The sequence below is a fragment of the Streptomyces sp. TE5632 genome, assembly GCF_054061295.1.
In genome coordinates this window covers 1,598,519-1,622,654 of the sequence record NZ_JBSSEA010000003.1, presented here as the reverse complement: position 1 = coordinate 1,622,654, position 24,136 = coordinate 1,598,519, and the positions used below count along the sequence as shown (strand labels likewise).

Here is a 24,136-nt window from a genome sequence, read left to right as displayed (position 1 = left end):
GGTTCCGGGGGTTCCGGGGATTCCGGGGTCTTCGGGTTCCGGGGTCTTCGGCGCTCTTGGCCTCCCGCCGCCACGAGGTCACCGGGCCAGATGCCGTACCCGCTCCCACAGCGCCCGGTCGACGACCCCCACCCGGCGCCGGAACCCCCGCACCGGCACCTCGCGCAACTCCTCCGTCTCCAGGAAGCTCGCCCGCCCCCGGGCATCCCCCACGGCCCCCACGGGCAGCGGGATCACCTCGCCGCGCCCCTCCCGGAAGCGCGTCGTGATCTTCGCGACGGTCGCCCGCTCCCCGCGCACCGCCAGCACCAGACACGGCCGGTCCTTCGACACCCCGGCCCCCGCCGCCGGCCCCTCCTCGTAGGGCACGTCGGCCCACCAGATCTCCGCGGGCCGCGGACCGCCGCCCGTATCCGCGTCCGCCGTCGCCACGGTCGTGGCCGCCGTCGCCGCCCGCATCCGGCGTACGCCGGTCCGGCGTTCGGACCGGGGCCGGTGACCCCGGCCCCAGCCGTCGACGAGCGTGGCGACCAGCGCGAGCAGTACCACCGCGACGAGTGCGAGCCACCACGACGTGTGCATGACCCTGACGGTACCGGGCACCCGACGGCACCGGCGTGAACCGTGAGCGTGCGCCCTCTCACACCTCGTGCGACCCGCGGTCATCCGAACCGGTGGCAGCACAGGTGAGTTCCCCCACAACCGCCCCTGGCGGAGGAGCGGCCAAAGGTTTTGCGTCTTACGCTCGACGAACCGCACGACCCCCGTTTTCATCACCCCGCCAGCGGAGGTTTCTGCTTCATGAAGCTCACCGTCGTCGGCTGCTCGGGGTCGTTCCCGTCCACGGAATCGGCCTGCTCGAGCTACCTCGTCGAGGCCGACGGCTTCCGGCTGCTTCTCGACATGGGCAACGGTGCCCTGGGCGAGCTGCAGCGCCACTGCGGTCTCTACGACCTGGACGCGATCTTCCTCAGCCATCTGCACGCCGACCACTGCATCGACATGTGCGCGTACTTCGTGGCGCGCTACTACCGGCACGGAGGCCCCTGCGACCCGATCCCGGTCTTCGGGCCCGAGGGCACGGAGCACCGGCTGACCACGGCCTACGCCGACACCCCCTCGGCCTCCTCCATGAGCGAGGTCTTCGACTTCCACACGGTCAAGCCCTCCACCTTCGAGCTCGGCCCGTTCGTCGTGCACACCGAACGCGTCGCGCACCCGGTGGAGGCGTACGCCATCCGTCTCGAGCACGGAGGGAAGTCGCTGACGTACTCCGGCGACACCGGAGTGTGCCGGGCGCTCGACGAACTCGCCCACGACACCGACCTGTTCCTGTGCGAGGCCGCCTTCACCCACGGCAAGGAGAACATTCCCGACCTGCACCTCAACGGCCGCGAGGCGGGTGAGTCGGCGGCCCGCGCCCGCGCCCGCCGGCTGGTCCTCACCCACATCGCCCCGTGGACCGACCCCCAGGTCAACCTCGCCGACGCCCGCGCCGTCTACGACGGCCCGGTGGAACTGGCCGCGCCCGGCGTGACGTACGTGATCTGAGCCCCCGCACGTCCGAGCCCACGCACGACCGGGGCCCCGGAGCCGTCTTCCCTGACGGCTCCGGGGCCCCGGTCACGCTGTCGTACGGGGACGACGAGGACCACTCACGCCTTCGTGGTGTCCTCGACCTCCTCCTCGGGTTCACGGCCCGGGGTCGGCAGGTTGAACTTGACGATCGCGAAGCGGAACACCGTGTAGTAGATCGCCGCGAAGACCAGACCGATCGGGATGATCAGCCATGGCTTGGTCGCCAGGTTCCAGTTGAGCCCGTAGTCGATGGCGCCCGCCGAGAAGGTGAAGCCCGCATGCACCCCGAGCGCCCAGGTGATCGCCATGGACAGGGCGGTGAGCACCGCGTGGATCACGTACAGCGCCGGGGCGATGAACATGAACGCGAACTCGATCGGCTCGGTCACACCCGTCACGAAGGAGGTCAGGGCGAGGGAGATCATCATGCCCATCACGGCCTTGCGGCGCTCCGGACGGGCGGCGTGCGCGATGGCGATCGCGGCGGCCGGCAGACCGAACATCATGATCGGGAAGAAGCCCGACATGAACATCCCGGCGTCCGGGTCCCCGGCGAAGAACCGGTTCAGGTCACCGTGGACGACCTCGCCCGCGGCGTTGGTGAAGTCGCCGATCTGGAACCAGGAGACGGTGTTCACGAACTGGTGCATGCCGATCGGGATCAGCGCGCGGTTGATCAGGCCGAACAGACCCGCGCCGACCGCGCCGAGCCCGGTGATCCACTCGCCGACCGCCGAGATGCCGTCACCGATCGGCTCCCAGACCAGACCGAAGAAGACGCCCATCGCGGTACCGACGAACGCCATGATGATCGGAACGAGACGGCGGCCGTTGAAGAAGCCGAGCCAGTCCACCAGCTTCTTGCGGTGGTAGCGCTGCCAGAGCACCGCCGCCAGCAGACCCATCAGGATGCCGCCGAGCACACCGGGGTTGTTGTAGGTCGCGGCTATGTCCTCGCCGGCCTGCACCTTCGCCTCGGTGACGGGGAACGCCTTCAGGACGTTGCTGTAGACCAGGAAGCCGACCAGGGCGGCGAGCGCCGTGGAGCCGTCGGCCTTCTTGGCGAAACCGATGGCCACACCGATGCAGAACAGCATCGGCAGGTTGTCGAAGATCGCGCCACCGGCGGTGGCGAACACGGCCGCGACCTTGTCCCAGCCGAGACCGTCGGCGCCGAACACGTCGGGCTGGCCGAGCCGCAGCAGGATGCCCGCCGCCGGCAGCACGGCGATCGGGAGCTGGAGACTGCGACCCACCTTCTGCAAGCCTTGGATCAGGCCGGATCCCCGCTTCTTTGCGGGAGCCGCCGATGCGGTGGCGGTGCTCATACTTCCTCCATCGGTGGTGGTCTACACCACTCAGTGGTGTAGACCTGTTGTAGCACGATGAAGGCCGTATAAGGAACCCATGGATTCCGCAACCGGAGCGCTACGCGCAGTGCCCGCCCCGGCCCCGTCGGCACCGTCCCCGAGGGCATACCGAAAGGCCCCCGGACTCATGGCCCGAGGGCCCGAACCACCGGCTCCACTTTAAGGGGGCCGCCGGCGCCACCCTGATCGGCAGATGCGGACTGCGGCCCGGTCTTCTGCGGGCCCTGAAGGAAGTGGTGCCGGCGCTCGCGCAGGGGGCCGGCCGAGGGTTCGGCGCCGGCGGACTCCGCATGCGCGTCGGCCCCCTCCAACGGGAGCGCTCGGGAGTGCGGGAAGGCGTCCACGACGGGGGTTTGGCGACGACCCTCCCGGTGGTGTAGACCAGTTGGAGACGGTTCCGCTGTCGTGACGCCACCCTTCGGCACAGACGGCACAACCGCTCGCAAAGATGGGCCAACTGTGGGTTACTGCGACAAAGCGGTTCGGATCAGGGAGAGCGAACATGGCCACCAAGGCTGAGAAGATCGTTGCCGGGCTCGGCGGCATCGAGAACATCGAAGAGATCGAGGGCTGCATCACCCGCCTCCGCACCGAAGTCGTCGACCCCACCAAGGTCGACGACGCCGCGCTGAAGTCCGCCGGCGCCCACGGCGTCGTCAAGATGGGCAGTGCCATCCAGGTCGTCATCGGCACCGACGCCGACCCGATCGCGGCCGAGATCGAAGACATGATGTGACACCGGGTGAACCGGGTGAACCCGGCAATCGGGCAACCCCCGGCCCCCGAGAGCCCCTTCCGAACAGCGGCGAGCCCGCCACCCCGGAAGGGGCCCTTCCCACAGGGGACTAGGCTCGACGCCATGTCTCGAATCGACGGCCGCACCCCCGATCAACTCCGCCCGGTCACCATCGAACGCGGCTGGAGCAAGCACGCCGAAGGCTCCGTCCTCGTCTCCTTCGGCGACACCAAGGTCCTCTGCACCGCCTCCGTCACCGAAGGCGTCCCCCGCTGGCGCAAGGGCAGCGGCGAGGGCTGGGTCACCGCCGAGTACTCGATGCTCCCCCGCGCCACCAACACCCGCGGCGACCGCGAATCCGTCCGCGGCCGCATCGGCGGCCGCACCCACGAGATCAGCCGCCTCATCGGCCGGTCCCTGCGCGCCGTCATCGACTACAAGCAACTCGGCGAGAACACCATCGTCCTGGACTGCGACGTCCTCCAGGCCGACGGCGGCACCCGCACCGCCGCCATCACCGGCGCCTACGTCGCCCTCGCCGACGCCATCAACTGGTCCAGGAACAACAAGCTCATCCGCGCCAGCCGCCAGCCCCTCACCGGCACCGTCAGCGCCGTCTCCGTCGGCATCGTCGACGGCGTCCCGCTCCTCGACCTCTGCTACGAGGAAGACGTACGCGCCGACACCGACATGAACGTCATCTGCACCGGCGACGGCCGCTTCGTCGAAGTCCAGGGCACCGCCGAGGCAGCCCCCTTCGACCGCACCGAACTCAACACCCTCCTCGACCTCGCTGTCACCGGCTGCGCAGACCTGACCACCGCGCAGCAGACCGCGCTCGACAGCGTCCTCGAAAGGTAAAAGACGCACCAAGGGACGTGGCCGGCGCGGGCAACCGCGCCGGCCACCCCCGCGTCTGAAGGAGTACGGACGCACGGACCGAACCCGGGCGCCCGGCAAGCGACAAGGGCCGCCCGGCCCGACAAGGAGGAACCGTTCCATGGCCGCGAGCCGCCGACGCCGCACCACAGCCGTCGCCGCCACACTGGCGGCCGTCGCACTGACCGCCGGACTCACCACCGGCTGCAGCGCCGTCGACAAGGCACTCGACTGCGTCCGGACCGCCGACGCCATCGCCGACAGCGTCACCGAACTCCAACAAGCCGTCGGCAACGCCTCCGACGACGTCACCCAACTCGAGGAATCCCTCGACTCCATCGAGCGGAACCTCGGCGAGATAAGCGACAAGACCGACAACGCCGACGTCGGCAAGGCCGTCGACGACCTCGAACAGGCCACCGCCAACGTCCGCACCTCCATCGAGAACGGCGACAAGACCCCCGACATCAGCCCCGTCACCGACGCGGCCGGCGAACTGACGAAGGTCTGCACGCCGTAGCACGAGGCGGCCGACGGCAGAGGAAACGGGGCCCGGAATACTGGGCCCCATGACCCGCCTGATCCTCGCCACCCGCAACGCCGGAAAGATCACCGAACTCCGGTCGATCCTCGCCGACGCCGGACTGCCCCACGAACTCGTCGGCGCCGACGCCTACCCCGACATCCCCGACGTCAAGGAAACCGGCACCACCTTCGCCGAGAACGCCCTCCTCAAGGCCCACGCCCTCGCCCAGGCCACCGGCCACCCCGCCGTCGCCGACGACTCCGGCCTCTGCGTCGACGTCCTGGGCGGCGCCCCCGGCATCTTCTCCGCCCGCTGGGCCGGCCGACACGGCGACGACCAGGCCAACCTCGACCTGCTCCTCGCCCAGCTCTCCGACATCCCCGACGACCACCGCGGCGCCCACTTCGCCTGCGCCGCCGCCCTCGCCCTCCCCGACGGCACCGAACGCGTCGTCGAGGGCCGACTCCGCGGCACCCTGCGCCACGCCCCCGCCGGCACCGGCGGCTTCGGCTACGACCCGATCCTCCAGCCGGACGGCGAAACCCGCACCTGCGCGGAGCTCTCCGCGGCGGAGAAGAACGCCATCAGCCACCGCGGCAAGGCCTTCCGGGCGCTGGTACCGGCGGTGCGGGAGCTGTTGGGCTGAGCCCGCATGACAACGGCCTGCGCATCACTCTTCGATACGCAGGCCGTTAGTGTGCGGCGGAAGGGATTCGAACCCTCAAGCCCGTTCAAGGGCCACAGATCCTAAGTCTGCTGCGTCGCCGTTGCGCCACCGCCGCTGGCGCCTGTCATGGTACCGGGAGTCGTGCGTTGCCTCGCGCCTCCTCTGCACCACGTGCTGGTGATCGCGTGGCAGTTGGGGCACAGCAACCGCAAGTTCTCCCGCCGGTCGTCCCGCCAGTCCCCGTTGATGTGATCGACCTCCAGGGTCATGGGCTTGCCCAGCCATTCGGGGCCGACTCCGCAGCGGGCGCATTCCTCAGCCACTCCGACACTGAGAAGCGCCCGGCGTAGGCGCTTGGTCGCAGTCCGATTGGTGCTGTCGTGCTTCACCAGTGCCTCTTCAGAGCTCTTGGTGGTCGTACCGGGTTTCCCTCGTTGATGGGCCTGCCCGAGGAAACGCGACGTCGAGATGCGATGCTCGGCGATCCACATACGCAACTGTGTGCGTTGCGCGCCGTTGCCAGGGCGGCCCAGACGACGCAGTACCTCTGCCAGGGAGATCGACTCATTGACCGCCGCTCGTAGTTCGTTCTCCGTGGGGCGAGGTCGTCTGCCGCAGGGGCGAAAGTGCGAGATGTCGATGCCGAAGTGAGCGAACCGTCTCAACAGGTACCGGCGGAGGTTTCCGTATGGCCGGGCACCCAAGAAGGCGATGACCTCATCGATGTCGGCGCACTTCCCGGCTGCCTCGGCCAGTCGCCCGGGGGTGTACCGCATGCCGCTGGTCACGAGGCATGCCCCTTGCCTCGACCGCGGTAAGAGTCCGTCGTCGAGTGGCAGTTGGGACAGAGCAGTCGAAGGTTCTCGATCCGGTTGTTCCGCCAGTTGCCGTCGATGTGGTCGACCTCAAGTGGCAGCGGTTCCCCGAGCCAAACCGGCTCGATTCCGCAGAGCGCGCAACGCTCGTCCAGGCCGAGTTCGCGAATCGCCCTCTTGAGCCGGCTGCTCGGAATGCGCCTGGCGTGACCCGACGTGTCCTCGACGAGGATCTCCGCAGCTGTCCGGCGGCGCTGGTTGTACCTCTGCCGCTCGGTGCGGACCACTGGTGTGAAGTGCGAGGTGTCGATGCCGTAAGCCTTGATGCGGCGGGGAATGTTCGTGTGATGCCCTCCGACCGGGTCGAGTCCGAGTCGGCGCAGGACCTCGTTGACGCTTCTTGACTCCGCGACCACAGGCTCAAGGATTTCCCTCGTCCACTTCGCTCCCTCGCGCTCGAAGTGTGAGACGTCCACTCCGCACTTCCTCATTCGCTCGAGGACGTACCGGCGTTTCCAGCCCTTCGGATCCACCCCCAACCGCACCAACGCCTCCGACAACGTCCGCGCTCCCCGGGCCGCCTCCTCCAGGCGTTCCTTGGTGTATGCACTGGCCCCCATCGGTTCCCCTCCGATCCCGGCCACCTGTTCGTGGCCTCGTACGGAGTAACGAACCGTTTATCGGACGGTCACGCGTGGAATGCGGAACGGCTCGTACCGGTGAGCCGGTACGAGCCGTCGTCGGGGTTCTCCGGGTCAGATCGCCAGGTCCTTGATGATCTTGGCGACGTGGCCCGTGGCCTTGACGTTGTAGAGGGCGCGTTCGACCTTGCCGTCCTCGTCGACGACGATCGTGGAGCGGATGACGCCGACGACCGTCTTGCCGTAGAGCTTCTTCTCGCCGTAGGCGCCGTACGCCTCCAGGACCTGCTTGTCCGGGTCGGCGAGGAGGGTGACCTTCAGGGACTCCTTCTCGCGGAACTTGGCGAGCTTCTCCGGCTTGTCGGGCGAGATGCCGATGACGTCGTAGCCCGCGCCGGCCAGCAGTTCCAGGTTGTCGGTGAAGTCGCAGGCCTGCTTGGTGCAGCCGGGGGTGAGCGCGGCCGGGTAGAAGTAGACGATGACCTTGCGGCCCTTGTGGTCGGCCAGGGACACCTCGTTGCCGTCGGCGTCGGGCAGTGTGAAGGCGGGGGCCTCGTCCCCGGGCTTGAGGCGTTCACTCATCGGTCTGGTCTCCTCGTACGTGCGCGCTGGGTGGATCGGATGCCGGGATCGAGGGTAACCGGGTGCCCTGACAGTGCGGCGCGGCGTGAAGCTGACAGACTGTCCGGCACAGGTACGGGTTTCAGTGGATTTCGGAGGCGACACGGTGGCGGACACGGCGGACACCAGAACCCCGGCGCAGATCGAGGCGGACATCAACCGCCGTCGCGCGGTGCTGGCCGAGACCCTCGACGAGATCGGTGTGCGGGTGCACCCGAAGACGATCGTCGGGGACGCGAAGGCCAGGGTCGCCTCCAACATCGACCACACGCTCGGCAGGGCGTACGTCGGGGTCAATCGTGCGGTGAGCGACGTGAAGGCGCCAGTTCGTGGACGCGGACGGTGCGCCGCGGCTGGAGCGGGTCGTTCCGGTGGCGCTCCTGGTGGTGGGCGTCGTGGGGCTGCTGACCCTGGGGACGCGTCGGCGTAAGCGCTGACCCGGACCCGAGGGCGTGCGCCCGTGGTGAAGGCAGGTAGGTTTCAGATGTGAGCGCCAAGAGAAACGAGCACGACCCCCGGCACGACAAGCTGCCCATCCGGATGCTGCACGACCGCGTACTCGTGCGGCAGGACGCGAGCGAGGGCGAGCGGCGTTCCGGGGGCGGCATCCTGATTCCCGCGACGGCGGCGGTGGGCCGTCGGCTGGCGTGGGCCGAGGTCGTCGCGGTGGGGCAGAACGTACGGACGGTGGAGCCGGGTGACCGGGTGCTGTTCGATCCGGAGGACCGCGCGGAGGTCGAGGTGCGGGGCACCGCCTATGTGCTGATGCGGGAGCGTGATCTGCACGCCGTGGCCGCGGACCGGTTCGAGGGTTCGGAGGACTCGACGGGGTTGTACCTGTAGATCTGGGACGAGGAGGGGCTGGTGACCGTCGTCACCAGCCCTTTTCCCTGTTCTTGGCTAGAGTGGGCGGTCCTGGTGGCTAGGCCGCCGGGTCCCGACGAGACGCGCCGTACCGGGTGAAGGCAAAGACGACGCACCCCCGTTTCTTTCGTGTCCCGGAGGTGCCTGTCATGGCCTGGGTTCTGTTGGTGGTCGCCGGTCTGCTCGAGGTCGGCTGGGCGATCGGTATCAAGTACACCGAGGGTTTCACCCGTCTCGTTCCGAGTGTGCTCACCGGCGCCGGCATCGTCTTGAGCATGGTGCTGCTGTCGTATGCGGCGAAGACGCTGCCGATCGGTACGGCGTACGGCGTGTGGGTGGGGATCGGTGCGGCCGGGGCGGCGGTGCTGGGCATGGTGGTGCTGGGGGAGCCGGTGACCGCCGCGCGGATCTTCTTCGTCTCTCTCCTGGTGGTCGCCGTGGTGGGGCTGAAGGTGACCTCGGGGCACTGAGTCGGGTCACCTGCTCCCGGTCGATCACTGTCTGCGGGTGCTCTGCTGGATGAAGCCGGTGAGGCCGCCCTGGCTGCCCTGGCCGCCTCTGCCGGTGTCCGTGCCGGTTCCGGTGGGCCCGCCCGTCCTGCCCGTCCCGTCCGTGCCGTTGGCTCCGTCGGTGCCGCCGTTGTCCGTGTTTCCTGTGTTGCCCGTGGTGTCACCGGCGGGTGGGGTGCCGCCGTCCGGCGTGCCGCCGCCGGTGGGGATGTCGCCGGTGGTGCCTTCGTCGGTCCGGCCCTGGGTTCCGCCCTCGGTGCCGTCCTCGTCCTGGCCCGGGTTCCGGTTCACGCTCTCGTCCGTGCCGGGTGCCCGGGACGTGTCGTCGTCCGGGGTGCTCGAGGACGGGTCGGCGCTCGCGGTGGGCGGCGCGGTGTGCTCGGCGCCGCGCTGGAGCCGGAGGTCGAAGTCGCTGACGGGTTCGCCCTTCAGTGCCTCCCGGGTGAACTGGGCCCAGATCTCGGCGGGAGGGCCGCCGCCGTTGATGCGGGGCAGGCCCATGGCGCCGTACAGCTTCTTCTGCTCGGCGGTGACGGGGTCCTGGCCCATGACGGAGACGACGGTGGCCAGTTCGGGTGTGTAGCCGGCGAACCAGGCGGCCCGGTCCTCCTCGGCGGTGCCGGTCTTGCCGGCGGCGGGGCGGCCGGCGCCCTGGGCGGCGCTGGCGGTGCCGTTCTGGACGACGCCGCGCAGGACGGCGGTCGTGGTGTCGGCGGCTTCGCGGCTCACGGCCTGGCGGGTTTTCCGCTCGGGCAGGGGCACCGTCTTCTGTCCGTCCTTGGTGATCTTCTCGATCATCGTGTAGGCGCCGTGCTCGCCGTGGTTGGCGAGGGTCGCGTACGCCTCGGCCATGTCCAGGGCGCTGGCGGTGGCCACCCCGAGGGCGATGGAGGGGGAGGCGGTCAGTTCGGGGGTGGTGGCGGGGATGCCGAGGTCGACGGCGGTCTGCTGGACCTTGTCGGAGCCGACGTCGACCGCCATCTGGGCGTAGACGGCGTTGACGGACTTGTCGGTGGCCTCGCGGACGGTGATGTGGCCGTAGGAGCGGTCGTCCTCGTTCGCCGGGGCGTAGCGTTCGCCGGGCCAGCCCTGGACGGGGCGTTCGTTGGTGCCGTCGTAGACGGTGTTCGGGGTGATGGGTTGGCCGTTCTGGGTGGTGGACCCGTTCTCGACGGCGGAGGCGAACACGAACGGTTTGAAGATGGAGCCGACCTGGTAGTCCCTGCGGGTGGCGTTGGGGGTGTACTGCTTGACGTAGTCGATGCCGTTGTACATCGCCACGACCTTGCCGGAGCGGGGGTCGATGGCGGCGCCGCCCGCGCGGACGTAGGTGTCGACCTTGCGGTTCTCCGGGTCGAGCCGGTCCATCAGGTTGTCGTTGACGGCGTCGACGAAGGCGTCCTGCTTGTCCTTGTGCAGGGTGGTGGTGATGCGGTGGCCGCCGGCGTCGAGTTCCTCCTCGTTGAGGATCTTGTTCCGGATCAGGTGGTCCTTCACGGTGCGCACGATGTAGCCGCGCTGGCCGGACATGCCGGTGGAGGTGGTGGTCTCCTTCGGCTCGGGGAACGTCAGGCCGGTGCGCTCCGCCTTGCTCAGCCAGCCCTTCTGGACCATGCCGTCCAGGACGTAGTTCCAGCGGGACTCGACGGCGGGCCGGTTCTCCGGGTGGGCGATGACGTCGTACTGGCTGGGGACGTTGACGAGGGCGGCGAGGTAGGCGGCGCGGGGGGCGTCGAGGTCCTGTGCGTCCATGCCGTAGTAGGCCTGGGCGGCGGCCTGGATGCCGTAGGCGTTGCGCCCGAAGTAGCTGGTGTTGAGGTAGCCCTCGAGGATCTCGTCCTTGCTCTGTTCGCGGTCCAGCTTGATGGCGATGAAGAACTCCTTCACCTTGCGGGTGACGGTCTGCTCCTGGCGCAGGTAGTAGTTCTTCACGTACTGCTGGGTGATGGTCGAGCCGGACTGTTTGCCCTTGCCGGTGGCGGTGTTCCAGGCGGCGCGGATCATCGCCTGGGGGTCGACGGCGGACTCGGTGTAGAAGTCGCGGTCCTCGGCGGCGAGGACGGCGTGCTGGGCTTCCTCGGAGATCCGGTCGAGGCTGACGCTCTCCCGGTTGATCTCGCCGTCGCGGGCGAGGACGGAGCCGTCGGCGTACAGGTAGACGTTGGCCTGTTTGGTGGCGAGGGCGTTGGCGGACGGGATGTGCACCAGGCTGTAGCCGAGGAAGAACCCGCCGACGAGCAGGAGGGCGGCGACGAGGAGGCCGCCGAGCACCGTCCGCCAGGTGGGGACGTACCGGCGCCATCCGGTGCGCACCTGCTTGCCCCCGGTTCCGCTCCCGCTACCGTTCCCGTTCCCGCTGCCGGTCCCGTTCCCGCTCCCGCTGCCGTTCCCGGTCCCGGTCCCGGTCCCGCGTTGCGGGGTGCCGGCGGCCCGCGGCTCCCGCGGTGCCCAGCCCTGGCCGTGCTGCTGTGGCTGCGGCTCGTCGCTCATGTCGAGTGCGGCCTCCTGTTTCGCCGTGTTCGTCGTGGTACGGGTGATGAGTTCACATTCGCGTCGTGCGTTCCTCTTATAGAAGACTGTCGCATCCGGCGCTCCCTTCCCTGTCGACGGCGCGTCTCGGCCTCGCATGCGGCTTCTCACACGTATGGCCCTTCGAGGTACGGGGTACGGCCGTGGGCCGCCGGTTTTGGTGCGGGAGGTCGTCTGCCCGTGAGGTCGCCGGAAAACACCTGGCAGGGCGTCAGGCGCGGGCAGTACGATCCTGCGCTTCGGTATCGGACGCGGGGAGGTCGGGAGGCGGTGGTGTGCGAGGCCGGGGATGCGGACGCGGCCGCGTCCGGGGGCGCGGGGGTGGCCGCGAGTGCCGGCTTACGGGCAGGTGGGGGCTCGGTTCGGTTGTATCTGGCCGTCGCGGCCGGGGGCTTCCGGCGGTACGCGACGTACCGGGCGGCGACGGTGGCCGGGGTGTTCACCAACACCGTTTTCGGGTTGATCCTCGTGTACACGTATCTGGCGCTGTGGAACGAGCGGCCGGACCTCGGGGGGTACGGGCCGGCGCAGGCGGTCACGTACGTGTGGCTGGGGCAGGCGCTGTACGCGACGCTGGCCGTTCAGGGCGGCGGGTTCGAGATCGAACTGATGGAACGGATCCGTACGGGTGAGATCGCGGTCGATCTGTACCGGCCGGCCGACCTGCAGTGGTGGTGGCTGGCGCACGATCTGGGCCGGTCGGGGTTCCAGTTGCTGGGGCGGGGGGTGGTCCCCTTCCTGTTCGGGGTGCTGGTCTTCCCGGTTGCGCTGCCCGGCGATCCGCTGACCTGGCTCGCTTTCCTGCTGACGGTGCTGCTCGCGATGGTGGTCAGTTTCGCGATCCGGTATCTGGTGGCGCTGAGCACGTTCTGGCTGCTGGACGGCACGGGCGTGATGCAGATGCTGATGATCCTGGGGCTGCTCTGCTCGGGCATGGTGCTGCCGTTGAACGTCTTTCCCGGGCTGTTCGGGGAGGTCGTACGGGTGCTGCCGTGGGCGGCGCTCCTCCAGGGGCCGGCCGACGTCCTGATGGGTGAGACGGGCGCGTTGCCGGTGTTCGCGCTCCAGGGCGCGTGGGCGGTGGTGCTGCTGGCGACGGGACGGCTGGTGCAGTCGGCGGCGACGCGGCGGGTGGTGGTCCAGGGTGGCTGACGGTGGCGGGCTGGTGCGGGGGGTGCGGGCGTACGGGCTGATCGCGGGGATGTGGATCCGGTCGACCATGACGTACCGGGCGTCGTTCGTACTGACGACCGTGGGGTCTCTGGTGGTGACCGGGCTGGACTTCGTCGGCATCGTGCTGATGTTCTCGCACGTCGACGTGCTGGCCGGTTACGTCCTGGCCGAGGTGGCGTTCCTGTACGGCCTGTCCATGCTGTCCTTCGGGACCGCGGACCTGGCGCTGGGTTCGATGGACCGGCTGGGGCGCCGGGTGCGTGACGGCACGCTCGACACGCTGCTGGTGCGGCCGGTGCCGGTGCTCGCCCAGGTCGCCGCGGACCGTTTCGCCCTGCGCCGCGTCGCCCGCCTGCTGCAGGGGCTGATCGTTTTGTGCTGGGCCCTCGTCTCGCTGGACGTCGACTGGACGCCGTTGAAGCTGTTGCTGATGCCGGTGACGGTGGCGAGCGGGGCGGCGATCTTCTGCGCGGTGTTCGTGGCGGGCGCGGCGTTCCAGTTCGTGGCGCAGGACGCGTCCGAGGTGCAGAACGCGTTCACCTACGGCGGGCAGACGCTGCTGCAGTATCCGCCGACGGTGTTCGCGCAGGAACTGGTGCGCGGGGTGACCTTCGTGCTGCCGCTCGCCTTCGTCAACTGGGTGCCCGCGTCCTATGTGTTGGGCCGGCCGTATCCGCTCGGACTGCCGGAGTGGGTGGCGTTCGTGTCGCCGGTGGTGGCGGCGGTGTGCTGCGCGCTGGCGGGGGCGGCGTGGCGGGCGGGGCTTCGTTCGTATCGGAGTACGGGGAGTTAGCCGGTGGACAACGACGGTGACGGCGGGCGGCGCGAGGGCGAGGGCGGGGACCACGGCGGGGGCGACGGCGGGTTCATCCTTCTCGACCGGGTCGAGAAGGTCTTCGAGGTACGGAAGAAGACCGGCTTCCTGAAGCGGGAGCGGCGGCGGGTGCGGGCCGTGGACTCGCTCTCGTTCGCCGTGGCCCGAGGTGAGATGGTCGGCTACATCGGGCCGAACGGCGCGGGCAAGTCGACCACCATCAAGATGCTGACGGGGATTCTCACCCCGAGCGGCGGCCGGCTGCGGGTGGCCGGTATCGATCCCACCCGGGAGCGGGTGCGGCTGGCGCACCGGATCGGGGTGGTGTTCGGGCAGCGGACGACGCTGTGGTGGGACCTGCCGCTGATCGACTCGTACCGGTTGATGCACCGCATGTACCGGATTCCCGACGCGCGGTACCGCGCGAACCTGGAGCGGCTGGTCGAACTGCTGGACCTGCGCGCCCTGTTGGACACCCCGGTACGGCAACTGTCCCTGGGACAGCGGATGCGCGGTGACATCGCGGCGGCGCTGCTGCACGACCCGGAGGTGCTGTACCTGGACGAGCCGACCATCGGTCTGGATGTCGTCTCCAAGACCAAGGTGCGGGAGTTCCTGCGGGAGTTGAACGCCGAGCGTGCCACGACGGTGCTGCTGACCACGCACGACCTGCAGGACATCGAGCAGTTGTGCTCGCGGGTGATGGTCATCGACCACGGCCGGCTGATGTACGACGGCCCGCTCGCCGGGCTGCACCGGGCGGGGGAGAGCGAGCGGACCCTGGTGGTGGACCTGGAGCGGGAGATGCCCCCGGTCGACGCGCCGGCGCCCGCGCGGGTGGTGCGGGTGGAGGGGGCGAGGCAGTGGCTGGCGTTCCCGGCGGCGGAGTCGGCGGCTCCGCTGGTGGCGCGGATCGCGGCGGAGTACCCGCTGGTCGACCTGTCGGTGCGGGAGCCGGACATCGAGGCGGTGATCGCGAAGATGTACGCGGAGCAGGCGGAGCAGGCGGAGCAGGCGGAGCAGGCGGGACGGACGGACGGGACGGGGCGGGCGGATGCGGCGGGGCAGGCGGTCTCGTAGCCCCGGCCGTTCGTAGCCCCCGGCCGCTCGTAGCCCTCGATCGGGGGACCTCGTAGGCTGCTGTGTATGACCGACGACGCAGTCCCGGACCTCCGCGCCTCCGATGCCGACCGAGAGCGGGTCGCCGCCGTCCTGCGGGACGCGCTCGCGGAGGGGCGTCTCGACATGGACGAGTTCGAGGAGCGGCTGGACGCGACGTACAAGGCGCGGACCTACCGGGAACTCGAGCCGATCACCCGCGATCTGCCCGCCCCGGGCGTGACGGCCCCCGCCGTGTCCCTGACCAAGGGCCCGGAGCAGGCCGACAGTTGGGCGGACCGGGTGGTTCCGGGCAGCGAGGGGACGTCGACCTGGGCCGTCGCCGTGATGTCGGGGTTCCAGCGCAAGGGCCGCTGGACGGCGCCGCGACGGTTCAACTGCTTCACCTTCATGGGCGGCGGGCAGATCGATCTGCGGGAGGCGAACTTCGCGGACCGCGAGGTCGTGATCAACGCGGTCGCGATCATGGGCGGGGTGGACGTCATCGTCCCGCCGGGGGTCGAGGTCGTCGTCCGCGGTTTCGGCCTCATGGGCGGCTTCGACCACAGTGAGGAGGGCGAGCCGGGTGACCCGGGTGCCCCGCGGGTGATCGTCACGGGGTTCGCCTTCTGGGGCGGCGTCGGCGTCCAGCGCAAGCTGGCCCGGGCGGAGAAGCAGCGGCTGCGCGAGGAACGCCGCCGCGAGAAGCTGGAACGCAAGGACCGCGGGGACCGCGGGGAACACCGCCGCGAGCTCGACGCCTCCTCGTCCGGCCAGGCATCCCTGGGCCACGGGGGCCTCGGGGCCGGGCACGGGTACGGCTCCTTCGACTCCCTGCACGGCCGCCACGGCGAGGAGCAGCGCGAACCCCGCCGCGACGGCGACCGCTGACCGGACCGGGCCGCGCCGCCCGCACCGGCCGCCCGCTGCCTACAGCCGGGCCGGTGCCCCGCCCTTCAGGTCGTCCAGGTCGAAGACCTCCGCCATCCGCGCGTACCCCCGGTCGCTCGGGTGGAGGTGGTCGCCCGAGTCGTAGTCGGAGCGCAGCCGGCGCGGGTCGTACGGGTCGCGCAGGGCCCGGTCGAAGTCGACGACGGCGTCGAAGACGCGCCCCGCGCGGATCTCCGCGTTGATCTGCTGCCGTACCGCCTCGCGCGGGCCGGTGTGGCCGCGGTGGCCGCCGAACGGCATCAGGGTCGCGCCGACGACCTTCAGCCCGCGGGCGTGGGCCCGCTCGACCAGGGTGTTCAGGCCGCCGACGACCGCGTCCGGGTCGGCGAGGTTCCGGTCGCGCAGGATGTCGTTGACGCCGAGGACGATGACGACGACCTTGACGTTCGTACGGTCGAGGACGTCGCGGTCGAACCGGTTCAGGCCGCTGGGGTTCTCCGGGGGGCGGCCGAGGCCGTCGGCGAGGACGCGGTTGCCGCTGATGCCCGCGTTGACGACGCCGTGGCGCGGCACGTCCCGCCCGGCCTCGACCGCGGCGCGCAGCCGGTCGGACAGGACGTCCGGCCAGCGGTTGTTGCCGCCCGTGGTGGAGGTGACGCCGTCGGTGAGCGAGTCGCCGAGGACGACGACGGTGCCGTCGGCCTCGTTGCTCAGCACGTCCAGCGCGGTCAGGTAGCGCCAGTAGGTGCTCTCCTCGGTGTACGCGGCGCCGGTCGTGTCGCGGGTGTGCTCGCCGCGGGCGGCGTAGGAGATCTGGCGGGCGCGCGGGTGGTACGTGACCGGTCCGGAGACGCTGGGGGAGTACGTCGTGACCAGGACGTCCCCGTCGTACGGGACGGCGATGCGCACGGCGTCGCTCATCACCTGGCCGCCGGCCGGGATGACGACGGCGGGGCCGCCGCCGAAGGTGAGCTGCCGCATGGTGCCGGCGAGCGCCGCCGCGGTGCCCCGGCCGGCGGAGACGGCGATCGAGGCGTGGGTGACGGTCAGCGGGGACTGCCCGTAGAGGTTGGACAGGGTGATCCGGGCGCTGGAGCCGCCGACGCTGGTGTGCACGACGTTGCGCACCGAGTGGCCCGCGAGGCCGGTCGTCTCGGTGTCGGGCTCGCCCCCGACGGGGGAGGCGGCCCAGGAGCCGACCCAGGTGCCGGTGGAGGCGGGTGCGGCCGGGTTCTGCGGAGCGCCGCGGCCGTCGGCGAGGGTGCCGCGGTGTCGCGTACCGTCGTCGGAGGCCGCCGTGACGTATATGGCGGCGGAGACGGCCACGATCGCGGCGACCATGGCGGCGAGCAGGGCGCGGTACTTCGCGGGCGGCGCCCCCGCGCCCCCGTCACGTCGCCGGGTCATGCTGTTCTGTTCTCCTCGGACGGTGGGAGCCCGAGGCTCCGTTCGGACGATCCCATGATGCGTCATGGACGAGGGGGAGTTCCCCGGCAGGACTTCTGGCGGATCCCCCTTGAACAGACGCCGGGAACTCCTGTTCCGTTCCGGGAGTCGGACAGGAAGGGACAATGTGTGAGGGATCACCGAACAGGTGCAGCGGGCCGGAACAGGTGGAGCGAGTGGAGCGGATGAAACGGACCGAGCGGACGAGGGCGGCGGACACCACGGATGCCGGAACCGGTGCCGGAACCGGTGCCGGTGCCGGTTCCGGCGCGGGTCCCGGTGCCGGTTCCGCTCCGGGTCCCGGCCCCGGCGGCGTCACGAACCGCGCGATGACGACGTTCAGCGCGGCGGACGAGGAGAAGCAGCGCGGTGTGCGCCGGATGAAGCTCACCGCCACCGGACTGCTGCTGTTCGTCGCCGTGGTGTACGTCCTCGCCGAGTGGGCCTCCCACCGGGGCGCCGGCGCCTGGGCGGGCTATGTCGCCGCCGCGGCCGAGGCGGGCATGGTCGGCGCGCTCGCCGACTGGTTCGCCGTGACCGCCCTCTTCCGCTACCCCCTCGGCCTGCGCATCCCGCACACCGCGATCATCCCCAACAAGAAGGACCAGCTCGGTGTCTCCCTGGGCGACTTCGTCGGGGAGAACTTCCTCTCCGAGGACGTCGTGCGCGGGCGGCTGCGCGCCGTCGGCATCGGCAGCCGGCTCGGCGCCTGGCTCGCGGTGCCCGAACACGCCGACCGGGTCACCGCCGAGCTGTCGGCCGCCCTGCGCGGCGCGCTGACCGTGCTGCGCGACTCCGACGTCCAGGCGGTGGTCGGGGAGGCCGTCACGCGCCGCGCGAACGCCCAGGAGATCGCGCCCGGCATGGGCAAGATGCTGGACAGGATCGTCGCCGACGGCGGTCACAAGAAGGCCGTCGACGTCGTCGTCGCCCGCGCCCACGACTGGCTCGTCCTGCACGGCGACTACGTGATGGACGCCGTGCACGGCGGGGCCCCCGGCTGGACCCCGAGGTTCGTGGACCGCAAGGTCGGTGAACGCGTCTACAAGGAGCTGCTGCGCTTCATCACCGAGATGCGCGACATGCCCACCCACCCCGCGCGCGGCGCCCTCGACCGCTTCCTCGCCGACTTCGCCTCCGACCTCCAGTCCGACACCGACACCCGCGCCCGGGTCGAACGCCTCAAGGGCGAGGTCCTCGGCCGCAGCGAGGTCCAGGACCTGATCGCCTCCGCCTGGACCGCCGTACGGTCCATGATCGTCTCCGCGGCGGAGGACGAGCGCAGCGAGCTGCGGCTGCGGGTGCGCGCCTCACTGCTGTCGCTGGGCGCGCGCATGGCGGCCGACCCCAGGATGCAGGGCAAGGTCGACGGCTGGCTGGAGAGCGCCGCGGTGTACGTCGTGACCACCTACCGCAAGGAGATCACCTCCCTGATCACGGACACCGTGGCGAGCTGGGACCCCGAGCACACCACGAAGAAGATCGAGGCGAACATCGGCCGCGACCTCCAGTTCATCCGCATCAACGGCACGGTCGTCGGCTCCCTGGCGGGCCTGGTCATCTACACGGTGGCGCGGGCGGTGGGGGCGTAGGGGCGGTGTCGCCCGCGGTGCCCGGCGGACTCAGCCCCGCCGGTCGGCGACCGCCCACGCGGCGAGCGCCACGGCTCCCGCCGCGCCGAACACCGCCGGCCAGGCGCCGACCTTCTTCGCGAGCGGATGCGACCCCGCGAAGGCGGCGACATACGCGGCCGACAGCGCCCCCGCGGCCGTCCCTCCGGCCCGCTCCCGCCACTGCCGCGCGGCAGCGGCCCCGGCGACGGCGAGCACGACCCCGCCCAGCTCCCGCTTCCGCGTCCAGCGGGCCACGCCGTACCCGCCGACCAGTCCACTCGCGGCCAGTACCGAACTCGGGACCTTCGCCATGTCCTGTCCTGCCTCCTGCTGCTGCGTCTGAAGGGCGGGCCTTCACAAGACTCCGAGGCTAACCCCCGGACCGGCCGTACCGCGCCCGGGGCGGGGCGAGGCCGTGAGGGGGCCAGGGGCGCCGGAGCCAGGAGTTGAGTCTTGGGTTGTCAACTTTCCTCCCGTGAGCTATATAAGAAGGCGTAGGGCATCGCACCTGGACCATTGATGAAAGGAGTGAGCTGTGATGCTCATGCGCACGGACCCCTTCCGCGAATTCGACCGACTCGCGCAGCAGGTCCTCGGCTCCACCGGCCGCCCCTCGGTGATGCCGATGGAGGCCTACCGGGCAGGGGACGACTTCATCGTCCACTTCGACCTCCCCGGCATCGACCCCGAGACGATCGAACTGGACGTCGAGCGCAACGTCCTCAACGTGCGCGCCGAACGCCGTTCCCCGGCTCCCGAGAACGCGGAGCTGCTGGTCGCCGAACGTCCCACGGGCTCCTTCACCCGACAGCTCTTCCTCGGCGAAACCCTGGACACCGAACGCATCGACGCTTCCTACGAAGCCGGCGTCCTGACCCTGCGCATCCCGGTGGCCGAACAGGCCAAGCCACGCCGCATCCAGATCACCGGCGGCGACAGCCGCAAGCAGATCGGCGGCTGACAGCACGCACGAAACGCGTCCCGCGGATTCCGGATTCCGGCTTCCGCGGGACGCGTCCCATGCCTGTCTGATGTGGGGGCAGTCGAAGCCCTGAGAAGGAGAGGAGCCATGACAATGACCACGCTGACGCCGCAGAAGCCCGTGACACCGCGTACGGAAGGGATGATCCCCGCCCCGAACCGCGACCGCCGCACGCGCCGCGACGACGGCTGGGAGGACGGCTGGCGCGAACTGGTGGACGCGGTACGGGAGGCGGGCCGGTACCCGACGAGAGCGGAGGCGGAGAGCGTCACCCGCATCGTCCTGTCCGCGCTCGGCGGCCACGTCGTCGGCGACGAACGCGTCGAGCTGGCCCGCGCCCTGCCGGAGGAGGCGGCCAGGGTGCTCGCCTCCCAGATCCCGGCGACCCGCCCCCTGACGGCGGCGGAGTTCGTCGACTCGTTGGCCACCCGTATCGAGGGGGCGACCCCGGCCACGGCCCGCTGGGACGCCAGCTCGGTCCTGAGCGTCCTGCCGCGCCTGGTCGGTGACGCCCTGGTCACCCGCATCCTGGACCAACTGCCCCCGGGTTACGCCCTCCTCTTCGGCCGAGCGGAACTGTCCCCGGCGGAGTGACGGGCGGAGCGAGGCCCGGCCGACGGCCGACGGCCCGGCCCGGATCGAGTGATCACGGGCCGGGCCGGATTTCGCCTGCCGGTCAGGTGTCGACCGCGGCAGCGAACGTACCGGGCCCGGAGGAGCCTCCCCGCCGGCGTACGACCACGGCGAGCCGGCTGGCCGCGTTGATCAGCGCGACCAGGCCGACCAGGCCGACCAGGGCGCCCCGGTCGTCGTCGTAGTGCTTGCGCACCTGGCCCCGGCTCGGCGAACACCCCCTGGTGGGTGTCGGCGAGCCGGGTGCCCTCCTCGGCGAGACGCGTGACCGGCCGGGCAGGTCTCGGCCCGCAGGCTTCAACCCGCAGGTCTCAGTCCGCCTCGCGGTTCAGGACGCGGCGGGCCGCCTCGGCTTCCGCCGCCGCCGGGGACAGCTCGTCGAGGGAGTCGAGTTCGGTGTCGCTCTCCAGCTCCCGCTCCCAGGCCGCCGCGAGCTGTTCCTGCTCCTCGCGCGGTTTGGCGCTGATGGCCTCCCGGTGGTCCGGGTCCAAAGCCGTCAGGAATCGTCCGACCGGGTCCGTGGACATGCCGTGCTCCTTGTCACTGGGAAGGTCGCCGGGAAGCAGGCCGCTCCCAGCACCAGCATGGCCAGCCGGTCCGCAGACGGCGACCCGACACGGAAACAAGCGGGATGGCAGAGTGGAAGGCCATCTCCCTCCCGGCCTTCAGGAGACAGACCCGGACATGCGACTCCTGCTCATACGCCACGGTCAGACCCCTTCCAACCTCAAGCACCTGCTGGACACGGCGGAACCCGGCCCCGGGCTGACCCCGCTGGGCCAGGAGCAGGCGGCCGCCCTCCCGGACGCGCTGGCGGAGGAGAGGATCGACGCCCTCTACGCCTCCACCCTGCTGCGCGCACAGCTCACCGCGGCGCCGCTGGCCACCCGGACGGGACTGGAGGTCCGGGTGCGCGACGGTATCCGGGAGCTGTCCGCCGGCGACCTGGAGATGCGAGGGGACGCCGAGGCCGCCGAGACCTACCTGACCACCGCCTTCGCCTGGTCGGCGGGGGACACCGGGCTCCGGATGCCGGGCGGGGAGAACGGGGTGGAGGCCCTGGGGCGGTACGACGCCGTCGTGGAGGAGGCCGCGGCCACCGGGGCCGAGACCGTGGCCATGGTCAGCCACGGCGCCGCGATCCGCATGTGGGTGGCGGCCCGGGCGGAGAACGTCGACATCGCCTTCGCCTCCACCCACGCGCTGCGGAACACCGGCGCCGTCGTCCTCTCCGGCGCCCCCGGCGAGGGCTGGTGGGCGCACCGCTGGGAGGACCACTCCCTCGGCCCCGAGGACAGTGGACCGGGCGAGAGCGGCCCTGCGGGGGAAGCCGTCGAAGGCGCCCACGGTTAGCCGACAGGACCCTGTGAACCTGTACGAGAAACTCGGGCACACCGTTCGAGAAGCCGTCTGAGTACGAACACTCATACGGCTGATCACGCTTTGGTGTTGGATGGACTCATGCTCGAAGAGCCGCCAGGCCCCGGCGATGGGCCGAGCGATCCCTGCGCAGCCCGACCCCGGTAGCTCTCCGCGACGAGACGGCTGTGGATTGTCACTGCCGGTGGTTAGAGTTCCTGGTGCGGCTGTGGGATGTCCGGTTGTTCAAGAGGTACGGGGAGGGCGCTGTGTTGCCGAGCGAGGGCGGTTCGGGTCCGGGTCTGTCGTCATGGGCGTCGGTCCCGTCCGGTATGGCGGGGGCGCTTTCCGCGCAGGCCGACATGGCCGCCGAGCTGTCGTCGTTCACGGCGTTCCGCAAGCGCGTCGACGACCTCATCGGCGACCTGAAGGGCTCGGCGGCAGGTCCGGGCGAGGTGGGCCAGGAACAGCTCGCACGCCACCAGTTCGGCGGCGGGGACGGGGCGTGGGCGGAGGCGGCCGGGCTGTTCACCGCGTACGAGACGGTGATCGGCGAACTGGAGACGCTCTCGAAGCTGCTGTCGGACTCCATGGAGGGCATGAACATCGCCGTGCTGGCCTCGCACAAGGGCTACCAGAACATCGACCTGGACGTCCGGGACCGCATGGCGGCGATCAGCGCGGAGACCACCAAGCACTACGGCGGCAGTTACGATCCCGGCCTCCCCCAGCAGGCCCCGAGCAGCGGCGGCCGGACACCGGTGGGCGACGACGCCGGAGGGTCGATCTGATGGCAGGCAAGGGACCCGGAGGCGGAACGTCCTTCGAGAACATGAGCCATGAGCAGATGCTGGCATGGCTGGATCAGGCGAACGCGGGGACGGTGCAGGCCGCCGCCGACCGGCTGGTGGCGGCGGCGAAGGAGATCCGCAAGATCGCAGAGGAGCTGAAGGTCCGCCCGCAGTGGGTGGAGTGGAAGGGCAAGGGAGCGGACGCCTTCCGCACCTGGAGCGGCGATCTGGCCAACTCCACACTGCGGCTGGGCGACTTCAGTGAGGACGCGGCGAAGTGGCTGGGCGAGACGTCGGGAGCGATCGCCCAGGCGCAGGCGGCGATCCCACGAGATGCCGAGAGCGCACAGGCGAACCTGGACGCGGCGCGGGCGGCACGCAACGACCCGGACGCCGCGGCGGTGGGCGCCAAGTCCGCGAGCGAGCTTGCGGCGTTGGCGGCGAACAAGGAGAAGGTGCGTCAGCAGGCAGCGGCGCAGATGCGGAAGCTGGGGCAGACGTATGCGTGGTCGGCCACACAGCTGAACGCGCTGGAACGGCCGAAGTTCCCGCCGCCGCCCAAGGCGATCGTGCCGAAGGACGGTATCGCGTTCCACGGCGGTACGGCTGAGGCTCGTCCCGGCGGTTCCGCGGTGGCGGCTGCCGTGTCCGGGGCTGCTTCCTCCACACATGCCGCGCACGATCAGGAGAGTTCCGCCGGCGCCTCTGGCCTGCGGCAGCCCTCGGGCATGGCATCATCCGCGCACTACGCACCGGAGGACGTGGAGCAGCCCACGCGGATGGGCATCGACTCTGTGGCCACGCTTCCTCAAAGTCCACCGTCTCCGGCCACTGCGGCAGGCGGCCTGCCAGGCCCGGATCAGGCGAAGGGCGGCGCGACTTCGCAGACCGGCTTGATCCCTCCCGTGTTCGGCAGCGGCGGAGGCGCTCCCGTCAACAACCCGGCAGGGCAGGGACGGACACCAGGAGTTGGCCGTGCGTCCTTTCTGCCCGGCCAGGGGACAGTGTCGAATCCCGTGCGCATGCCGCCAGGTGCCACCGGCGGTGTCGGCGGCGGTAGCGGTATTGTCGGCGGCCGTTCTGTCACACCACCTGCGGGGAGGCCGACGGGGCCCATCCCGCGCGGTGTGGTCGTGGGCGGGGAGGGCGCGGCCACGCGCGGCCCGGTGGGCCCGACCACTGGTACGACGAGTCCGGTCGGCCGTGTGGCGGGCCGGCAGGGCCAGGTTCCCGGTCGTCGTCCCGCGGTCTCGAACGGGGGCATCATCGGCGGCCGTCCGCTGCCCAATGACGGTGCCGGCAGCGGCCTTCCGCAGCAGCCGGGGCGTGCGGGGACGGTGATGTCCGGACCTGGCAGCCCAGGTGCCACAGCGGGTTCAGGCACGGCGGGCCGCGGCATCGTGGGCGGCGCGTCCAGCGCGACGCGCCGGGGCGGTGGTCATGGTGTCGGTGGAACTCGTGCCTCTCGGTCGGCGCCTTCGCCGAACACGGGCAGCAGCCGTGGGCGACCGTACGGCGTGGCCGAGGATGAGGAGACCTGGCGGCAGGGCGGCCGTCGCGCCGTACCGCCGGTCATCGACTGACGTATCCAGGAACGGAAG

At 70.7% G+C, this 24,136-nt stretch carries 26 protein-coding genes, 1 tRNA gene, 2 pseudogenes and 1 riboswitch; of the genes and pseudogenes, 18 read left to right on the top strand and 11 right to left on the bottom strand.

Annotated features, from left to right (window positions below; translation table 11 throughout):
• Nucleotides 1-78 precede the first annotated feature (78 nt).
• Complete coding sequence (locus tag ACVW19_RS12520) at nt 79-582, bottom strand: type II toxin-antitoxin system PemK/MazF family toxin (RefSeq protein WP_457459281.1); 504 nt, start codon at nt 580-582, stop codon at nt 79-81.
• Between the two features lie 219 nt (nt 583-801).
• Here ACVW19_RS12520 and ACVW19_RS12515 point away from each other — a divergent pair, with 219 nt between their 5' ends.
• Entirely contained in the window at nt 802-1,551 is a 750-nt protein-coding gene (locus tag ACVW19_RS12515) for an MBL fold metallo-hydrolase (protein WP_457459279.1), read from the top strand.
• Between the two features lie 104 nt (nt 1,552-1,655).
• Here the strand turns inward: ACVW19_RS12515 and ACVW19_RS12510 are convergent, their stop codons facing one another.
• Nucleotides 1,656-2,906 (bottom strand): PTS transporter subunit EIIC, encoded by a 1,251-nt coding sequence (locus ACVW19_RS12510; RefSeq protein WP_457459277.1) that lies wholly within the window; start codon nt 2,904-2,906, stop codon nt 1,656-1,658.
• Nucleotides 2,907-3,450: 544 nt separating this feature from the next.
• On the opposite strand from ACVW19_RS12510, the gene ACVW19_RS12505 reads away from it, so the two are divergent.
• The 4 genes from ACVW19_RS12505 (at nt 3,451) to rdgB (ending at nt 5,735) form a co-directional block, all read left to right on the top strand.
• Nucleotides 3,451-3,684 (top strand): glucose PTS transporter subunit EIIB, encoded by a 234-nt coding sequence (locus ACVW19_RS12505; RefSeq protein ID WP_457459275.1) that lies wholly within the window; start codon nt 3,451-3,453, stop codon nt 3,682-3,684.
• Between the two features lie 123 nt (nt 3,685-3,807).
• Nucleotides 3,808-4,545, top strand: a complete 738-nt coding sequence (rph, locus tag ACVW19_RS12500; RefSeq protein ID WP_457459273.1) for a ribonuclease PH — start codon at nt 3,808-3,810, stop codon at nt 4,543-4,545.
• Nucleotides 4,546-4,684: 139 nt separating this feature from the next.
• The gene (locus ACVW19_RS12495; protein ID WP_457459271.1) at nt 4,685-5,083 is read left to right on the top strand and encodes a hypothetical protein; all 399 of its coding nucleotides are present in this window, start codon (nt 4,685-4,687) and stop codon (nt 5,081-5,083) included.
• A 49-nt stretch (nt 5,084-5,132) separates the two neighbouring features.
• Entirely contained in the window at nt 5,133-5,735 is a 603-nt protein-coding gene (gene rdgB, locus ACVW19_RS12490) for an RdgB/HAM1 family non-canonical purine NTP pyrophosphatase (protein ID WP_457459269.1), read from the top strand.
• 52 nt (nt 5,736-5,787) lie between these two features.
• Here rdgB and ACVW19_RS12485 read toward each other — a convergent pair.
• From ACVW19_RS12485 to bcp, 4 genes are all read right to left on the bottom strand, one after another.
• Nucleotides 5,788-5,871 (bottom strand) — tRNA-Leu (locus tag ACVW19_RS12485).
• Nucleotides 5,837-6,544 carry an HNH endonuclease signature motif containing protein gene (locus ACVW19_RS12480; protein ID WP_457459267.1) on the bottom strand — a complete coding sequence of 236 codons (708 nt, stop codon included), beginning with the start codon at nt 6,542-6,544 and terminating at the stop codon, nt 5,837-5,839. Before ACVW19_RS12480 ends, ACVW19_RS12485 begins: the two co-directional genes overlap by 35 nt.
• Complete coding sequence (locus ACVW19_RS12475; protein WP_457459265.1) at nt 6,541-7,191, bottom strand: HNH endonuclease signature motif containing protein; 651 nt, start codon at nt 7,189-7,191, stop codon at nt 6,541-6,543. The genes ACVW19_RS12480 and ACVW19_RS12475 overlap by 4 nt, the downstream gene beginning before the upstream one ends.
• Nucleotides 7,192-7,326: 135 nt before the next feature.
• Nucleotides 7,327-7,794: a thioredoxin-dependent thiol peroxidase gene (bcp, locus tag ACVW19_RS12470; RefSeq protein WP_457459263.1), complete on the bottom strand. Its 468-nt coding sequence runs from the start codon at nt 7,792-7,794 to the stop codon at nt 7,327-7,329.
• A 145-nt stretch (nt 7,795-7,939) separates the two neighbouring features.
• On the opposite strand from bcp, the pseudogene ACVW19_RS12465 reads away from it, so the two are divergent.
• The 3 genes and pseudogenes from ACVW19_RS12465 (at nt 7,940) to sugE (ending at nt 9,167) form a co-directional block, all read left to right on the top strand.
• Nucleotides 7,940-8,270 (top strand): annotated as a pseudogene (locus ACVW19_RS12465) (DUF3618 domain-containing protein).
• 49 nt (nt 8,271-8,319) lie between these two features.
• Entirely contained in the window at nt 8,320-8,676 is a 357-nt protein-coding gene (locus ACVW19_RS12460) for a GroES family chaperonin (protein WP_202277633.1), read from the top strand.
• 69 nt (nt 8,677-8,745) lie between these two features.
• A riboswitch (guanidine-III (ykkC-III) riboswitch) is annotated at nt 8,746-8,814 on the top strand.
• 32 nt (nt 8,815-8,846) lie between these two features.
• On the top strand, nt 8,847-9,167 hold the full coding sequence (gene sugE / locus ACVW19_RS12455) for a quaternary ammonium compound efflux SMR transporter SugE (RefSeq protein ID WP_457459261.1): 321 nt from the start codon (nt 8,847-8,849) through the stop codon (nt 9,165-9,167).
• Between the two features lie 24 nt (nt 9,168-9,191).
• On the opposite strand, the gene ACVW19_RS12450 is transcribed toward sugE, so the two are convergent.
• On the bottom strand, nt 9,192-11,696 hold the full coding sequence (locus ACVW19_RS12450; RefSeq protein WP_457459259.1) for a transglycosylase domain-containing protein: 2,505 nt from the start codon (nt 11,694-11,696) through the stop codon (nt 9,192-9,194).
• Nucleotides 11,697-12,101: 405 nt separating this feature from the next.
• On the opposite strand from ACVW19_RS12450, the gene ACVW19_RS12445 reads away from it, so the two are divergent.
• From ACVW19_RS12445 to ACVW19_RS12430, 4 genes are all read left to right on the top strand, one after another.
• Nucleotides 12,102-12,887 carry an ABC transporter permease gene (locus ACVW19_RS12445; RefSeq protein WP_457459257.1) on the top strand — a complete coding sequence of 262 codons (786 nt, stop codon included), beginning with the start codon at nt 12,102-12,104 and terminating at the stop codon, nt 12,885-12,887.
• A 49-nt stretch (nt 12,888-12,936) separates the two neighbouring features.
• Nucleotides 12,937-13,701, top strand: a complete 765-nt coding sequence (locus ACVW19_RS12440) for an ABC transporter permease (protein ID WP_457464578.1) — start codon at nt 12,937-12,939, stop codon at nt 13,699-13,701.
• A gap of 75 nt (nt 13,702-13,776) precedes the next feature.
• Entirely contained in the window at nt 13,777-14,802 is a 1,026-nt protein-coding gene (locus tag ACVW19_RS12435; RefSeq protein ID WP_457464577.1) for an ABC transporter ATP-binding protein, read from the top strand.
• A gap of 66 nt (nt 14,803-14,868) precedes the next feature.
• Nucleotides 14,869-15,711: a DUF1707 SHOCT-like domain-containing protein gene (locus tag ACVW19_RS12430; protein ID WP_457459255.1), complete on the top strand. Its 843-nt coding sequence runs from the start codon at nt 14,869-14,871 to the stop codon at nt 15,709-15,711.
• A gap of 39 nt (nt 15,712-15,750) precedes the next feature.
• Here ACVW19_RS12430 and ACVW19_RS12425 read toward each other — a convergent pair whose 3' ends face one another.
• Complete coding sequence (locus ACVW19_RS12425; RefSeq protein WP_457459253.1) at nt 15,751-17,118, bottom strand: SGNH/GDSL hydrolase family protein; 1,368 nt, start codon at nt 17,116-17,118, stop codon at nt 15,751-15,753.
• 224 nt (nt 17,119-17,342) lie between these two features.
• On the opposite strand from ACVW19_RS12425, the gene ACVW19_RS12420 reads away from it, so the two are divergent.
• Entirely contained in the window at nt 17,343-18,749 is a 1,407-nt protein-coding gene (locus ACVW19_RS12420) for a DUF445 domain-containing protein (RefSeq protein ID WP_457459251.1), read from the top strand.
• 30 nt (nt 18,750-18,779) lie between these two features.
• Here ACVW19_RS12420 and ACVW19_RS12415 read toward each other — a convergent pair whose 3' ends face one another.
• The gene (locus tag ACVW19_RS12415; protein WP_457459249.1) at nt 18,780-19,082 is read right to left on the bottom strand and encodes a hypothetical protein; all 303 of its coding nucleotides are present in this window, start codon (nt 19,080-19,082) and stop codon (nt 18,780-18,782) included.
• Between the two features lie 226 nt (nt 19,083-19,308).
• Here ACVW19_RS12415 and ACVW19_RS12410 point away from each other — a divergent pair, with 226 nt between their 5' ends.
• Together ACVW19_RS12410 and ACVW19_RS12405 are read left to right on the top strand one after the other, a co-directional pair.
• Nucleotides 19,309-19,731: an Hsp20/alpha crystallin family protein gene (locus ACVW19_RS12410; protein WP_181383493.1), complete on the top strand. Its 423-nt coding sequence runs from the start codon at nt 19,309-19,311 to the stop codon at nt 19,729-19,731.
• 162 nt (nt 19,732-19,893) lie between these two features.
• Nucleotides 19,894-20,346 carry a DUF2267 domain-containing protein gene (locus ACVW19_RS12405; protein ID WP_457464576.1) on the top strand — a complete coding sequence of 151 codons (453 nt, stop codon included), beginning with the start codon at nt 19,894-19,896 and terminating at the stop codon, nt 20,344-20,346.
• 82 nt (nt 20,347-20,428) lie between these two features.
• On the opposite strand, the pseudogene ACVW19_RS12400 reads toward ACVW19_RS12405, so the two are convergent.
• Together ACVW19_RS12400 and ACVW19_RS12395 are read right to left on the bottom strand one after the other, a co-directional pair.
• Nucleotides 20,429-20,660: pseudogene (locus tag ACVW19_RS12400) on the bottom strand (carboxymuconolactone decarboxylase family protein); the annotation flags it as partial.
• A 36-nt stretch (nt 20,661-20,696) separates the two neighbouring features.
• Nucleotides 20,697-20,912, bottom strand: coding sequence for a hypothetical protein (locus ACVW19_RS12395; protein ID WP_457459247.1), 216 nt, complete (start codon nt 20,910-20,912; stop codon nt 20,697-20,699).
• Nucleotides 20,913-21,069: 157 nt separating this feature from the next.
• Here ACVW19_RS12395 and ACVW19_RS12390 point away from each other — a divergent pair, with 157 nt between their 5' ends.
• The 3 genes from ACVW19_RS12390 to ACVW19_RS12380 all read left to right on the top strand — a co-directional run bounded on the left by ACVW19_RS12390 (nt 21,070) and on the right by ACVW19_RS12380 (nt 24,118).
• The gene (locus ACVW19_RS12390) at nt 21,070-21,738 is read left to right on the top strand and encodes a histidine phosphatase family protein (protein ID WP_457459245.1); all 669 of its coding nucleotides are present in this window, start codon (nt 21,070-21,072) and stop codon (nt 21,736-21,738) included.
• A gap of 275 nt (nt 21,739-22,013) precedes the next feature.
• The gene (locus ACVW19_RS12385; RefSeq protein ID WP_457459243.1) at nt 22,014-22,535 is read left to right on the top strand and encodes a hypothetical protein; all 522 of its coding nucleotides are present in this window, start codon (nt 22,014-22,016) and stop codon (nt 22,533-22,535) included.
• Nucleotides 22,535-24,118, top strand: a complete 1,584-nt coding sequence (locus ACVW19_RS12380; protein WP_457459241.1) for a translation initiation factor IF-2 — start codon at nt 22,535-22,537, stop codon at nt 24,116-24,118. The genes ACVW19_RS12385 and ACVW19_RS12380 overlap by 1 nt, the downstream gene beginning before the upstream one ends.
• Nucleotides 24,119-24,136 lie beyond the last annotated feature (18 nt).

Coding starts and splice junctions, on each gene's coding strand:
- ACVW19_RS12520 (WP_457459281.1), bottom strand. CDS start 582: ATGCACACGTCGTGGTGGCTCGCACTCGTCGCGGTGGTACTGCTCGCG.
- ACVW19_RS12475 (WP_457459265.1), bottom strand. CDS start 7,191: ATGGGGGCCAGTGCATACACCAAGGAACGCCTGGAGGAGGCGGCCCGG.
- ACVW19_RS12450 (WP_457459259.1), bottom strand. CDS start 11,696: ATGAGCGACGAGCCGCAGCCACAGCAGCACGGCCAGGGCTGGGCACCG.
- ACVW19_RS12430 (WP_457459255.1), top strand. CDS start 14,869: ATGACCGACGACGCAGTCCCGGACCTCCGCGCCTCCGATGCCGACCGA.
- ACVW19_RS12440 (WP_457464578.1), top strand. CDS start 12,937: ATGTGGATCCGGTCGACCATGACGTACCGGGCGTCGTTCGTACTGACG.
- ACVW19_RS12390 (WP_457459245.1), top strand. CDS start 21,070: ATGCGACTCCTGCTCATACGCCACGGTCAGACCCCTTCCAACCTCAAG.
- rph (WP_457459273.1), top strand. CDS start 3,808: ATGTCTCGAATCGACGGCCGCACCCCCGATCAACTCCGCCCGGTCACC.
- ACVW19_RS12515 (WP_457459279.1), top strand. CDS start 802: ATGAAGCTCACCGTCGTCGGCTGCTCGGGGTCGTTCCCGTCCACGGAA.
- ACVW19_RS12495 (WP_457459271.1), top strand. CDS start 4,685: ATGGCCGCGAGCCGCCGACGCCGCACCACAGCCGTCGCCGCCACACTG.
- ACVW19_RS12420 (WP_457459251.1), top strand. CDS start 17,343: ATGAAACGGACCGAGCGGACGAGGGCGGCGGACACCACGGATGCCGGA.
- ACVW19_RS12380 (WP_457459241.1), top strand. CDS start 22,535: ATGGCAGGCAAGGGACCCGGAGGCGGAACGTCCTTCGAGAACATGAGC.
- rdgB (WP_457459269.1), top strand. CDS start 5,133: ATGACCCGCCTGATCCTCGCCACCCGCAACGCCGGAAAGATCACCGAA.
- ACVW19_RS12410 (WP_181383493.1), top strand. CDS start 19,309: ATGCTCATGCGCACGGACCCCTTCCGCGAATTCGACCGACTCGCGCAG.
- ACVW19_RS12395 (WP_457459247.1), bottom strand. CDS start 20,912: ATGTCCACGGACCCGGTCGGACGATTCCTGACGGCTTTGGACCCGGAC.
- bcp (WP_457459263.1), bottom strand. CDS start 7,794: ATGAGTGAACGCCTCAAGCCCGGGGACGAGGCCCCCGCCTTCACACTG.
- ACVW19_RS12505 (WP_457459275.1), top strand. CDS start 3,451: ATGGCCACCAAGGCTGAGAAGATCGTTGCCGGGCTCGGCGGCATCGAG.
- ACVW19_RS12415 (WP_457459249.1), bottom strand. CDS start 19,082: ATGGCGAAGGTCCCGAGTTCGGTACTGGCCGCGAGTGGACTGGTCGGC.
- sugE (WP_457459261.1), top strand. CDS start 8,847: ATGGCCTGGGTTCTGTTGGTGGTCGCCGGTCTGCTCGAGGTCGGCTGG.
- ACVW19_RS12405 (WP_457464576.1), top strand. CDS start 19,894: ATGATCCCCGCCCCGAACCGCGACCGCCGCACGCGCCGCGACGACGGC.
- ACVW19_RS12510 (WP_457459277.1), bottom strand. CDS start 2,906: ATGAGCACCGCCACCGCATCGGCGGCTCCCGCAAAGAAGCGGGGATCC.
- ACVW19_RS12425 (WP_457459253.1), bottom strand. CDS start 17,118: ATGACCCGGCGACGTGACGGGGGCGCGGGGGCGCCGCCCGCGAAGTAC.